This is a genomic window from Shewanella sp. SW24 (genome assembly GCF_025653395.1).
GTDB classification, from domain to species: Bacteria; Pseudomonadota; Gammaproteobacteria; order Enterobacterales; family Shewanellaceae; genus Shewanella; species Shewanella oncorhynchi.
On the sequence record NZ_JAKKSH010000026.1, the window covers coordinates 19,257 to 32,244 of the forward strand.

The 12,988-nt window shown below is 43.9% G+C and carries 13 protein-coding genes; 5 read left to right on the top strand and 8 right to left on the bottom strand.

Annotated features, from left to right (window positions below; translation table 11 throughout):
• The first annotated feature begins 57 nt into the window (after positions 1-57).
• The gene (locus L5M17_RS17905) at positions 58-879 is read left to right on the top strand and encodes a YggN family protein (protein WP_219233935.1); all 822 of its coding nucleotides are present in this window, start codon (positions 58-60) and stop codon (positions 877-879) included.
• A 452-nt stretch (positions 880-1,331) separates the two neighbouring features.
• Positions 1,332-2,273, top strand: coding sequence for a LysR family transcriptional regulator (locus L5M17_RS17910; RefSeq protein ID WP_006082526.1), 942 nt, complete (start codon positions 1,332-1,334; stop codon positions 2,271-2,273).
• Positions 2,274-2,929: 656 nt separating this feature from the next.
• Here the strand turns inward: L5M17_RS17910 and L5M17_RS17915 are convergent.
• The 8 genes from L5M17_RS17915 to L5M17_RS17950 form a co-directional block, all read right to left on the bottom strand.
• On the bottom strand, positions 2,930-4,780 hold the full coding sequence (locus L5M17_RS17915) for a DUF885 domain-containing protein (protein ID WP_263148728.1): 1,851 nt from the start codon (positions 4,778-4,780) through the stop codon (positions 2,930-2,932).
• 152 nt (positions 4,781-4,932) lie between these two features.
• Positions 4,933-6,099, bottom strand: coding sequence for a radical SAM family heme chaperone HemW (gene hemW, locus L5M17_RS17920; RefSeq protein WP_263148729.1), 1,167 nt, complete (start codon positions 6,097-6,099; stop codon positions 4,933-4,935).
• On the bottom strand, positions 6,099-6,716 hold the full coding sequence (gene rdgB, locus L5M17_RS17925) for an RdgB/HAM1 family non-canonical purine NTP pyrophosphatase (protein ID WP_131523655.1): 618 nt from the start codon (positions 6,714-6,716) through the stop codon (positions 6,099-6,101). Before rdgB ends, hemW begins: the two co-directional genes overlap by 1 nt.
• 122 nt (positions 6,717-6,838) lie before the next feature.
• Entirely contained in the window at positions 6,839-7,273 is a 435-nt protein-coding gene (locus L5M17_RS17930) for a DUF4426 domain-containing protein (protein WP_263148730.1), read from the bottom strand.
• A gap of 135 nt (positions 7,274-7,408) precedes the next feature.
• Positions 7,409-7,714 carry a DUF167 family protein YggU gene (gene yggU, locus L5M17_RS17935; protein ID WP_168824592.1) on the bottom strand — a complete coding sequence of 102 codons (306 nt, stop codon included), beginning with the start codon at positions 7,712-7,714 and terminating at the stop codon, positions 7,409-7,411.
• Positions 7,714-8,262, bottom strand: a complete 549-nt coding sequence (locus tag L5M17_RS17940) for a YggT family protein (protein WP_263148731.1) — start codon at positions 8,260-8,262, stop codon at positions 7,714-7,716. The genes yggU and L5M17_RS17940 overlap by 1 nt, the downstream gene beginning before the upstream one ends.
• A 46-nt stretch (positions 8,263-8,308) precedes the next feature.
• Positions 8,309-9,127 carry a pyrroline-5-carboxylate reductase gene (gene proC, locus L5M17_RS17945; protein WP_263148732.1) on the bottom strand — a complete coding sequence of 273 codons (819 nt, stop codon included), beginning with the start codon at positions 9,125-9,127 and terminating at the stop codon, positions 8,309-8,311.
• A 216-nt stretch (positions 9,128-9,343) separates the two neighbouring features.
• Positions 9,344-10,042 carry a YggS family pyridoxal phosphate-dependent enzyme gene (locus tag L5M17_RS17950; protein WP_212600718.1) on the bottom strand — a complete coding sequence of 233 codons (699 nt, stop codon included), beginning with the start codon at positions 10,040-10,042 and terminating at the stop codon, positions 9,344-9,346.
• Between the two features lie 35 nt (positions 10,043-10,077).
• Here L5M17_RS17950 and L5M17_RS17955 point away from each other — a divergent pair, with 35 nt between their 5' ends.
• The 3 genes from L5M17_RS17955 (at position 10,078) to L5M17_RS17965 (ending at position 12,964) form a co-directional block, all read left to right on the top strand.
• Positions 10,078-11,115 carry a type IV pilus twitching motility protein PilT gene (locus L5M17_RS17955; RefSeq protein WP_006082517.1) on the top strand — a complete coding sequence of 346 codons (1,038 nt, stop codon included), beginning with the start codon at positions 10,078-10,080 and terminating at the stop codon, positions 11,113-11,115.
• A gap of 9 nt (positions 11,116-11,124) precedes the next feature.
• Positions 11,125-12,237, top strand: coding sequence for a PilT/PilU family type 4a pilus ATPase (locus L5M17_RS17960; protein ID WP_028761282.1), 1,113 nt, complete (start codon positions 11,125-11,127; stop codon positions 12,235-12,237).
• Positions 12,238-12,424: 187 nt separating this feature from the next.
• Positions 12,425-12,964, top strand: a complete 540-nt coding sequence (locus tag L5M17_RS17965; protein ID WP_263148733.1) for a glutathione peroxidase — start codon at positions 12,425-12,427, stop codon at positions 12,962-12,964.
• Positions 12,965-12,988 lie beyond the last annotated feature (24 nt).

The following is a 12,988-nucleotide window of genomic DNA, read 5'->3' on the forward strand; positions in this document are numbered from 1 at the left end:
ATAAGCTATTCAGTAGTTTAGGTTTATCGAATTATTCAGATTAAAGGACGAACAAAAATGAAATTAAATAAGTTATTAACTGGATTTGCATTATCTGGCGTGATTTTAGGAACATCTAGCGTGCAGCTGGCGCAAGCACAAACAGAGCCAAAAATAGATGAACGCTGTGAAGTCGCCTTAAATTATGACGTTATGGTTGAGCCTAAAAAATTAGTCATGAGCGAGAAGGGCACAGAAAAGTATCGTATCGAAGTTGACAAGTTATTTGTGGAAGGTAAGCAAGTTAACTTAACCGACAAGCAGAAAAAATTGGTTACTCAATATGCCGATGAAGTTTCGACTCAAGTGCCAGAAGTGATTGAACTGGTGAATGAGGCAGTATCTCTTGCTTCCAAAGCGGTTGGTATGGCCTTAACACCTTTAATGGGTGATGCCGCTGGTGCAAAATTTGATGAAATGATGGCTGGCGTTCAAAAACGTGTTGACTCAGTGGCTTACAAGAATGGTGATAGCTTCTATTTAGGGGCTACTGAAGACTCGATGCAAAGTACATTTAACGATGAATTCGAGCAGGAAATGGAACAAATTGTCCAGAATTCAATTGGCGCAATTATGATGAACTTAGGTGGCCAAATCATGTCTGGTGGCGGTGAAAATTTTGAAGCCAAGATGGATACCTTCTCCAAAAAAATGGACAATTTAGGCCAAGATATTGAGCAACAAGTTGAGAGCCAATCTAAGGGATTAGAAGCTAAGGCTGACCGTTTGTGCGACCGATTTGAAAATTTGTTAGTGCTTGAAAATCAATTGCGCCAAGAAGTGCCAGAACTAGCACCTTATGTGTTGACACAAAACTCAACCAAGGAACTGCGTGAATAGTTCTTGCAAATAGTTCTTGTAAATATCTCTTGCGAATCGCCCTTAGTTTTAACTGCAATAACTTCTATCTCCTTGTGCATGAGTCAAACTTGAATGCTACGCCCCTAGTCAATTAATCGACTAGGGGCTTTTTTATTGGCTACGGTTTAATCATGGTGACAACCTTTATGGCTAAGTTGATGTGGCTTATAGGCTAGGCTTGCAGCGATTTAGTTCGGAATGTTACAGTCTAGAGACGAATATTTGGTATACTCTTAAAATATAATTAAAAGCTGGCATATCAGTCAGATATAACCCCCTACTTTAGTGGACTTTTTCGGTCTAAATCTCTGCGTTATATCATTTTGATGCGAGATATCAATGCTATGGTTATTTTTAAGCGATGATTACGCTAACCATAGCTGCTCACCGAAAGTTAATATCATTGTCGTAAACAGCTTAAGGCGACTTCCATGTTAGAACTGTTAGAACCTATTGCGATTTTTACTCATGTGGCCAGAGCAGGTAGTTTTAGTGCCGCCGCAAGAAGGCTTGGGATCTCTAAGTCTAAGGTCAGTACACAAGTCGCCGATCTTGAACATAGACTTGGTGTTCAATTAATTCAACGTACCACCCGCAGCTTAAGTTTGACTGAAGCTGGGCATTTGCTGTATCTGCAAGGTGAAGAATTGCTACGTGACGCTGAACAAGCGATAGCCAGCGTGCATAACTTAAATGATGCGACCCGCGGCGTGCTTAAGGTGGGAATTTCCCAATCCTTTGGGGTGATGCATATCATTCCTGCGTTGCCATCTTTTATGGCAAAACACCCTGAGCTTGAGCTACAAGTGAGCTTACTGGACCATAAAGTGGATGTCGTGAGCGAAGGCTTAGACTTACTGTTAACTATGTCTGAGCAATTACCGCTTGGCATGGTTGCTAGACCTCTGATGAAGTGCCAATTCCTGTTAGTTGCTTCGCCTGGCTATATTGCTCAACATGGCGAGCCAACTCGACCTGAGCAGCTAGTTGACCACAACTGTTTGGTCTATCAAGGCGAGTGGCACGAGCACAGCATGTGGCAATTTAAGAAGGGTGATGACTACTGTGAAATTGGCGTATCGGGTAATTTCAGGGTGGATAATGCGCCTGCATTAAAATCTGCTGCAATCAGTGGTCTTGGAGTTGTGTATCTTGCGAGTTATCTGATGGAAGATGAAATTGCCAAAGGGACATTAGTGCCTTTACTGAAGGATTGGCAATTGACCCACCATCTGCCATTGCAGGCGGTTTATCCCCGTCGTAAGCACTTAGCACCTAAGGTTAGTTCTTTTATCGAATTCATCAAAGATCACATAGGAACGCCACCGTATTGGGATGCTCCCTATGTCGAATTATTCAGTAAACGTCAGTAAAATAGGAAACATTGTTCTCAAAAGCAGTCTTATGTGGTTTTAAATTGGGCAGGTACTTTTCTGGTCATTTAAAATCAATACTTTAGGTTGAGTTAATGAGTACATTTGTTGATGGTTTTTTAGGGGTTACTAAAGCACTTTTTTATAACATCCTTGAACTCTGTTCTTAATTGAATACAATGGTAACAGTTGATTCGGAATGATCTGAGTCCTATACGTTTATTGGAAATGACCCCTTTCAATTTTTGTATACAGGTCGGCGTTAATGCAGTTTTGGATCACAGCCAACAGAAGTTTGAGAACTAAAACAATGTTGGCTCTTTAAACCATCATCCTAGTTTTTGGTTTACCTCAGCCTTATCGCTGAGGTAATTTTTTTATTGATGGTTTGCAGCCTTGAACACAAGTTTTGTCTCCCTGTACCCTAAAGTCGCAACTGTGTGTTAAATGATGTGAAGGCAAGTGCTAAAGCATATATTAATGCAACAAATATAGTGACCCACAGTGAGAAGGGTTCTGTTATCTAACGGGATAATGGTACCAATAAAAAAGCCACTTTCGAGTGGCTTTTTTATTGGGCGCAGCTTAAGACTTTCACTTATGTCGCTTTAGTCGTGAAGCAAGTTAACAGTGCTTCACGGCTAAGCATTAAGGCATTAGGCCTGCTTCTTACTGGCTATCCAGAGATCGACTTGTTGCTCTAACACATCCAGTGGTAATGCGCCGTTAGCAAGTACTAGCGTATGGAAGTCGCGGATATCAAATTGACTGCCAAGTTGTTGCTCTGCTTTATGTCTTAGCTCTAGTAGTTTAATCATACCTACTTTATAGGCTGTCGCTTGCGATGGCATAACGATATGGCGTTCAACCATTTTCACCGCATCTGATTTAGCATTTGGCGTATTGTCCACGTAATAGGTTATGCCTTGCTCGCGGGTCCACTTTTTAGCGTGGATACCAGTATCAACGACTAAGCGACAGGCACGCCACAACTCCATTGCTAGGCGACCAAAGTCAGAATAGGGATCGGCGTAGAGTCCCATTTCTTTCGGGAAAGATTCGCTATATAAACCCCAGCCCTCGATATACGCGGTATAGCCACCAAATTTGCGGAACTTAGGAATATTTTGCAGTTCTTGGGAAATGGCTATCTGCATGTGATGACCCGGAATACCTTCGTGGTAGGCCAGTGCCTCCATTTGGTATTTCGGCATGGCTTTCATGTCATATAGGTTTGCATAGTAGCTACCTGGACGAGAACCATCCGGTGCCGGTTGTTCATAGAAGGCTTTACCCGCGGATTTTTCCCTAAAGGCTTCAACCTGCTTCACTACCATGGTGGCCTTAGGTTTTACTTTGAACACTTCATCCAAGCGCGACTTCATATTGTCGATGAACTTAGTCGCCTCAGCTAAATAGGCGGCTTTACCTTCGGCGGTATTGGGGTAGTAGAACTGGGGATCATCACGCATAAAGCTAAAGAATTGCTGCAAATCGCCTTTAAAATTGACCTTCTTCATGATGGCACGCATTTCATTGTGAATACGTTCCACCTCAGAAAGTCCTAAGTCATGGATTTGATCGGCGCTCATGTTTGTCGTGGTCGTTCGTGCCAAGGCATTATTGTAATAGGCGGGGCCGTTAGGGAGTTTCCACGCACCATCGCGGTCATCAGCTTTGGCTGCTAAGGTTTTTATGTAACTGATGAGCTTGTTATAGGCGGGTTCAACTTGAGTAATGAGTGCTTGCTCAGCATGTTTAAGCAGTGCTTGCTTCTCTGTCTCTTGAATCGCTAATGGGTTCACTTTACGGCGAAAATCTGCGAGTAGCGCGCTGTCGTCACCCTTATCAAAAGGCGCACCTTTGATGATGTTTTGGCTGTCTGAAATCACATAGGCGAATACAAACTTAGGCGCGATAATGCCTTTATCTGCGCGAACTTCTAATACTGTCTGTAATTGACTTAAACGTTTGGGCACGCCATTCAAGCGGCTGATATAGGCCTTGGCATCGCTGACATCTGTGATTTGATGTTGGTTAATTAAGAAGGAGGCGATCATAGAGTGGCCACCATACATCTGATTCACAGGGTAATTATGATAGCGCCATTGGTCATCTTCGATGTCATTTTGCAGATTTTGCTTCAGTAACGTGAGGCTAAGATGAGTTTGTGGATCGAGTTTGGTCGCATCAATCTGATTGACCCGCGCCAGTTGTTTTTTTGTGCGATCTAGGGTTTTATCATCGGCGGCATCACCTAGTTCATCCCATTTATCATAGTCTTGCTTGATCCCCATATAGGTCTGCGAAATGGGACTCGCCATGATGTTTTCCATGAAGATGGTTTCGAACAACGCATTGGCTTTGTCTGATTCGGTTTGCACTACTGCATTCATAGGTTCACTTGCACTGTGTAAGGCTGGCGAGCTTGATGCTGCATACGCGGGAATGGTCAGCAGGGCTGAAAGGGTTAGTGCGACTAAGCTGATTTTAGTTTTTATTGGCATGATCAGGCTTCCTAGATTGAGTTGCATCAATTCTAAAGAAGCTGGACAAGAATGTATGGATATTAATGTTAGAAAATGTGTTAGCAGTAATAGTATTAAACTGCACTATTTAAAGCTAACACATTATTTATAGAGCTATTTTAACGGCAGACTTAACAGAATTGTGTCAGTAAATCATTAACAAACATATGACCTTTACTGGTTAATTGCCAATGTTCAGCGGATTCTGTCAGTAAACCGCGCTGTTTGGCTTTTTCCATTCCTTCGGTCAATGTGTCTCTGTGCTGTCCGGTACGCAGTTCAAATTCTTGCTTAGGGATAGGTGTCATCAGACGTAGGCGATTCATTAAATATTCGAGCGCGCGGTCTTCCTCTGCAACTTCAATCGATTCGAAGGTGTAGTTGTGGGCACTCAGATATCCCTTGGGATGTTTAATTTTTACCGTGCGTATGATGCGGTTTTCTTCAGGCAGCGTCACTTTGCCGTGGGCGCCACAGCCTATGCCTAGATAATCCCCAAACTGCCAGTAGTTGAGATTGTGCCTACATTGGTAACCGAGTTTTGCATAGGCAGATATTTCGTATTGCTCATACCCTAATGCGGCCAACTTTTGTTGACCTTGCTCATAGATATGCCAGAGTGCTTCGTCATCGGGCAGCTGTGGCGGTTTTGAGTGGAATAGGGTGTTGGGCTCAATCGTTAACTGGTACCAAGATAGGTGTGGCGGGTTAAGCGCCGCAGCCGTGTCGATATCGGCCATAGCTTCAGCAAAGCTTTGATTGGGCAATCCATGCATTAAATCGAGGTTAAAACTCAAGTATCCCGCTTGGCTGGCTTTTTGAGCGGCGACTTGTGCCTCGTTTTGATCGTGAATACGTCCGAGTAAGTTGAGTTTATCCTTAGAAAAGCTTTGCACCCCGATAGATAAACGAGTGACGCCCGCTGCACGATAGGCACTAAAGTCATCGTGCTCTAAAGTACCAGGATTGGCTTCCATAGTGATTTCGATATTGTCACTAAAGGGAATTAGCGCATTGGCACCATCGAGTATGCGTTTGATTTGTTTAGCATCGAATAAGGATGGCGTGCCGCCACCGATAAAGATGGTATGGATCTGCCGCCCTTGGGCGAGATGTAAATCTTGGCGTAAGTCTTCCAATAGCGCATCAACATAAGCCTCTTGTGGCAGTTCGCCATTTTGGCCATGGGAATTAAAGTCACAATAGGGACACTTTTGTACGCACCAGGGAATATGGATATACAGACTGAGTGGTGGCAGTTCGAGCTTTATCGCAGTAGTCACGGCAGTTGACGACATTATTGTGCATTCCCGCCTGTTAATACGCCTTGGGCTTGCATGGCGGCGATGAGTTGCACTAGAGCTTTACCACGATGACTTAAGGCATTTTTCTCGTTGCTGCTCAGCTCTGCCGCGCTACATTGATAATTTTCAGGGATAAAAATCGGATCGTAACCATGGCCATTAGCGCCGCGTTGGCTAAAGTCGATTTGGCCTTCCCATGAGGCTTGGCAAATAATCGGGGTAGGGTCTTTCGCATGGCGCATATATACCAGTACGCATTGGAATCTTGCCCCGCGAGGTGCTGGCTGGTCTTTTAACGTCTCAAGTAGTTTCAATACGTTGTCTTGATCTTTGGCATTTTCGCCCGCGTAACGTGCTGAATAAATGCCTGGAGCGCCTTGGAGTAAATCCACTTCTAAACCCGAATCATCGGCAATGGCCGCAAGTCCGGTGATTTCGGCGGCATGCCTTGCTTTGATAATGGCATTCTCTACAAAAGTGGTACCCGTTTCTGCTACTTCGCTGACATTAAACTGGCTCTGCGGCAGTACAGTGACACCGTAGCTTGCGAGCATTTGATCGAATTCGGCGAGTTTGCCTTTATTACCGCTGGCGAGGACGATTTGTTGCATGGAATACCTATCATAAATGGGGCGACGTGCGTTGGCACTATGATACCCAAGCTCAATAGTAAAGGACAGGGAAAGGGGTTGGCGCTACAGGAAAGCAACGCCAACAAAGGTATAAAATAGGTTTATTCAACGTAGAATTTTTGCTTGAACTGTAAGTTCGTGTTCAGTTGATTGGCATATTTAATTGCGATATTGAAGTTGATTTCCTGATCATCGCGGTAGGGCACTTCGGCAATGTAATAAATCGCATCACCTTCGCGGATCTCTTTAAACGTTAGATTGATTCGCGCATCTAACAAATTATTAGCAACTCCAGTAATTTCAACGGGTACTGCGGGCTTATTCGCTTCGCTAATATCTAATACGGCAATATTGATGATGCCAGTGTAGTTACTGCGCTTAATGCCATAGGATTTGGCTATGCTAGGCGTTAAAAATGTACTGCCAAGTGCCATGTAATGAATATCAAAATTGCCGACAGTTTCTTTTTGCTCGGCATTTGCAACACCGCAAAGGCTGGCCGTGAGGGCTAATACAGCGAGAAGATTACGGAACATGATGGGATACCTCATATTAGGGAATGTTGGATTATAGGGCCGCTGTGACTATTTTTTCTAATAAATTAATAGCATTCAAAGGATTAATTCGTTTTCAGTTGTACGATTCTTTAACTGAGTGACCTTTCAACTGAATTACCTTTCACTATCTTGCCCCATCAGTTCAGTAATGACACTTGGGATGATCTTAGGGTCAATAATGCGGATTTGTTTATGTCGGCCAAGTTCACCTTTTAATATGTGAATATCGCTCTTTGGCACTTTAAAAGCTTTTGCTAAGTACTTGCTTAAATGGGCATTCGCTTTGCCATCTATCGGGGGCGCAGTGATGGCTACTTTTAGCTCATCACCGTGCAACCCTACAATTTGATCTCGGCTAGCCTTAGGCTGAATGTAGAGATTGAGCAGCAGGTCACCCTGCTGCAAAGTCACTGCACTCATTAGATCACTGCCCAATAAGGGATATATTGAGCAAGTAACATATTGAGGAAATTCATACCAATAATGACCAGCATTACGGATAAATCTAAACCACCAATTGGCGGTATGATACGACGTATTGGCGCTAATACGGGTTCAGTTAACTGACCCATAATCATTACAATTGGATTATAGCCTTGGTTAAACCAGCTTAAGATTGCGCGTATTAATAGCATCCAAAATAGCAGCACCCCTGCTTTTTTGACCACAGATACAATGGCAAACAGCAAAAATAACAGTATGTCTATGCCACCGCCCGCAATGAGGCTAATTAGTAGCAGCTTGGCTATCACAACCAATAATGCGAGGACGAAAGATGCGGTATCAAATCGCCCTAAGGAAGGCAAAATACGGCGCATTGGTGCGATGAGCGGGTGAGTTGCTTTAACAATAAATTGGCTAAAAGGATTGTAAAAATCTGCCCTTGCCAGTTGTAACCAAATCCGCAAAATCACCACCATCAAATAGAGATCGAATAGAGTGGTGATTAAAAAGGTAAATGCATTCATCGAGATTTCTACCTATTAAAGTTCGATATAAAAACGTGTTAGTGGATCAAAATGTTTTAGCCATTTCTTCTGCACGATTAATACAGTTTTCCATGGCTTTTTTTACTAAGCCGCGCATATCCGCAGCTTCAAATGTCGCCAGCGCTTGTGCGGTGGTGCCACCCTTTGAAGTAACATTCTCCCTTAAATTACCTAAGGTCAGTTGTGGGTTTTGCTTTGCCATCATAGCAGCGCCAAGCGCAGCTTGCTGCACTAAACTTCTGGCTTTTGTTTCATCCATTCCCATTTCTTTGCCTGCATCTATCATAGACTCCATTAGCAAAAAGAAATAAGCCGGTGAACTGCCCGATAGTGCAATCACTTGATCTAAATCTGACTCTTCATTTACCCACACTATTTCGCCGCCGCTTGACATCAAACGATCGCAAATGGCTTTCTGATCGGTAGTAATGCTTTGAGGCGCATAGAGGCCAGTCATACCCACACTAATTTGCATCGGCGTATTTGGCATGGCGCGGATAAGTTTGATGTCTTGTGCCAGATAGTCGGTATATCGCTTTGCTTTAATGCCCGCAGCGATAGTGATGACTAACTTATTCGACAGCTCGACTGTCTGTAATGCTTCACAAACTTGTTGCATCAATTGTGGTTTTACCGAAAGTACTATGACATCGGCAGCTTGCGCCGCGGCTAAATTATCCTGAGAAATCAAAATTCCAAAATCGTCTTTTAGTGCATCGAGTTTACCTTGGCTGGGATTAGTCGCTTGGATGAGTTGAGCTGGATAGCCGCTATTGACTAAGCCACTGATGATGCTGCGCGTCATATTGCCGGCACCGATAAAGCAGATTTTCTGTTGATCCATTTGATTCTCTTCAGTGTATTAACCGTTAACTTGTAACATCTTCACCTTAAATTAAGATGATAAAACGGTTAGTCATTTGAATGACTGAGCCTAATTATCGACTCTCGCTAATTGCTCTTAAATCGTTAATGTTCGGTGTTCTTGAATACAGTATTTGGGCATAAAGTGCTAAAAACAAGGTTAAACTGACTTCTAACTAAATGCCTAAAGTGGATTTTACACAGCGTAATTGCGCTCACCAAAAATGGCACTGCCAATACGCACCATAGTTGAACCGCTGCTAATCGCTGTATCTAGGTCATTACTCATCCCCATTGAAAGCGTGTCTACGGCGGGATAATGCGTTTTAAGTTCTTGAAATAGATTGTTTAACATGGAAAACTCTTTAAGCTGTAACTCTGTATCCGCGGTAGCCGTTGGAATTGCCATTAGGCCCCTCAGTGCTAAGTTAGGTAGCTGAGCTATCAGTTCGGCCAGTGGCAGCATTTGAGCCGCATCTATGCCAGATTTTGTGTCTTCAGCACTGATATTAATTTGAATACAGACGTTTAATGGCGTCAATTCGGCCGGACGTTGCTCATTGAGTCGCAGGGCAATTTTGTCGCGTGAGAGGGTATGCATCCAATCGAAATGCTGGGCGACTATGCTGGTTTTATTGGATTGGAGTGGGCCGATAAAATGCCATTCTATGTCCGGGAAATCCCCCTTGAGTGCAGTAATTTTTTCAGCGCCTTCTTGGACGTAGTTTTCGCCAAAGCAACGCTGACCCGCTTGGTAGGCTGCTATAATGTCTTCAATAGGTTTAGTCTTGCTGACGGCAAGTAAGCGAATACTGCTGGGGTGGCGGGCACATTTTTGCGCTGCTTGTGTGATCCTGCGCTGTGCGATTGCGAGTCTGTCTGCTATTGTTGTCATGATGTAATTATCTAGTTGCAAGGATATCCCAAACGATGGAAATCACTGAGTTATTGGCATTTAGTGTAAAACACAAAGCCTCGGATCTACACCTTTCTGCAGGGATATCTCCTATGATCCGTGTTGACGGTGAAGTGAGAAAAATTAACCTGCCCGCGCTCGATCATCAAGGTGTACACAGTTTAGTGTACGACATAATGAATGATAAGCAGCGTAAGGACTACGAAGAACATTTAGAAATCGATTTCTCGTTTGAAGTCCCTAATCTTGCACGCTTTCGTGTTAACGCATTCAATCAATCCCGTGGTGCAGCGGCTGTGTTTCGTACCATTCCAAGTGACATTTTGTCACTTGAGCAATTAGGTGCGCCGGAAATTTTTAAAAAAATTGCCAGTTTCCCTCGCGGATTGGTGCTAGTGACTGGACCTACGGGGTCCGGTAAGAGTACCACACTTGCCGCCATGGTGGATTACGTGAATGAAAATCGACATGATCATATCTTAACCATTGAAGATCCTATCGAATTCGTTCACCAAAATAAGCAATGTTTGATTAACCAACGTGAAGTTCACCGCCATACCCACAGCTTTAATGCGGCGCTTAGAAGTGCACTGCGTGAAGACCCAGACGTGATTTTAGTCGGTGAGATGCGTGACCTTGAGACCATTCGTTTGGCTATGACTGCCGCTGAAACAGGCCACTTAGTGTTTGGTACCTTGCATACGACCTCTGCCGCGAAAACTATTGACCGTGTGGTCGACGTATTCCCCGCCGGTGAAAAAGACATGGTGCGCACTATGTTGTCGGAATCGCTGCAAGCGGTTATTTCGCAAACCCTGATTAAAAAGGTAGGCGGAGGCCGTGTCGCCGCCCATGAAATCATGATGGGCACGCCCGCTATCCGCAATTTAATTCGTGAAGACAAAGTGGCGCAAATGTATTCGGCAATTCAAACAGGTATGGCCCATGGAATGCAGACCTTAGAGCAATGTTTACAGAACTTAGTCAATCGCGGTCTTATCACCCGTGAAGATGCAATGGCGAAAAGTTCGAATAAACAAGCGACATTTTAAGGATTTATGATGGATGTTCGTCCGTTTTTAAAAGTGATAGTGGAACGCAAAGCCTCCGACTTGTTCATCACAGCGGGTTTTCCGCCGAGTGCCAAGATTGACGGTGAATTGCGTCCCTTGGCAGAAAGTGCGTTTACACCAGCACAATCACTGGATTTTGTTGAGTCGTTAATGACAGAGGCTCAGAAGCAAGAGTTTCATTCCACTCGTGAGTGTAACTTCGCTTTTGCGGCAAAGGATTTAGGTCGTTTTCGGGTGAGCGCTTTTTGGCAGCGTGAATCGCCTGGCTGCGTGATGCGCCGTATTGAGACTAAAATCCCTGATGTCGATGATTTAAAATTGCCGCCTATTCTAAAAGATCTGGTGATGAGTAAACGTGGTCTCATCATTATGGTAGGCGGAACGGGAACGGGTAAGTCAACGTCTTTGGCGGCCTTGGTGGGTTATCGCAATGGTCATGCCCGTGGGCATATTTTGACTATTGAAGATCCGGTTGAATTCGTTCACGACCACAGAAAAAGCATAATCACTCAGCGTGAAGTGGGTATAGATACTGAGTCTTTTGATGCGGCGCTAAAAAGCTCCCTTCGCCAAGCTCCCGATGTGATCTTGATTGGTGAAATTCGTACCCAAGAGACGATGGAGTTTGCGCTGTCATTTGCAGAAACGGGTCACCTTTGTATGGCAACCTTGCATGCCAACAACGCCAACCAAGCGTTAGACCGGATTATGCATCTCGTGCCTGAGAGTAAGCATCAACAGTTATTGTTCGATTTATCATTGAATTTACGCGGTATTGTGGCGCAGCAATTGATCCCTAAAGTCGATGGCACAGGGCGTCGCGCCGCGATTGAAGTATTGATTAACACCCCAAGGGTGGCGAGTTTAATTGCGAAGAACGAGCTGCATTTGCTCAAAGAAACCATGGCAAAATCCAACGAGCAGGGCATGCAGACGTTCGATCAGGCCTTGCTGAAACTTTATGTCGATGGCGAGATTAGTTACGCCGATGCGCTGCACCATGCTGATTCACCAAACGATTTACGTTTGATGATTAAATTGCAGAATAAAGAATCCACGGGCTCAGGTTTTATGGAAGGTGTCACCTTAGACATGGACTAACTCGATAGTTAGATTCTGGGTTAGGCAGCTCTTTATGGGCTGCTTTTTGTTGGTGTCGTTAGATTTTCGTTCAGCTCAATCGGTTTTACTTCATCGCTATGCAGTCGTTAACCATAGCTTTTATTTTTTAATTCAATATGATCTTTACCCAGTACGTTTACGTAATGTACCGGTAAAGGAGAAAGCAATGAAAAAATTACCTATGATATTCGCTATGACAGCGAGCTTGATGAGTGTTGGCGCTATGGCGGCCACTTGTCCCGAGTATCTGAACTTTGAAGTACGAAAATTACATTCTGAAGAGACGGTTAATCTGTGTGAATTGACTCAGGGAAAACCAGTGTTGATTGTTAACACGGCCAGTAACTGTGGTTACACCCCGCAGTTTAAAGCGCTCGAAACATTGCATGAAAACTACAAAGATAAAGGCTTAGTGGTCATTGGTTTCCCATCGGATGATTTTTTCCAAGAAGAAAATGATGAGAAAGATACGGCTAAGGTGTGTTACATCAATTACGGTGTCACCTTTACTATGCTGTCGACATCGCCAGTACGTGGTAGTGACGCTAATAGTGTCTTCAAATACTTAGCCGAAAAAACCGGTGCGCCTAAGTGGAATTTTTATAAGTATGTCGTCAGCGGTGATGGTGCGGTTGTGCAACAGTTCAATTCTAAAGTGAAGCCAGATAGTGAAGAGCTTAAGCAAGCGATAGAATCTGTACTTTAATCTTACGAATATTTATTAATTAAG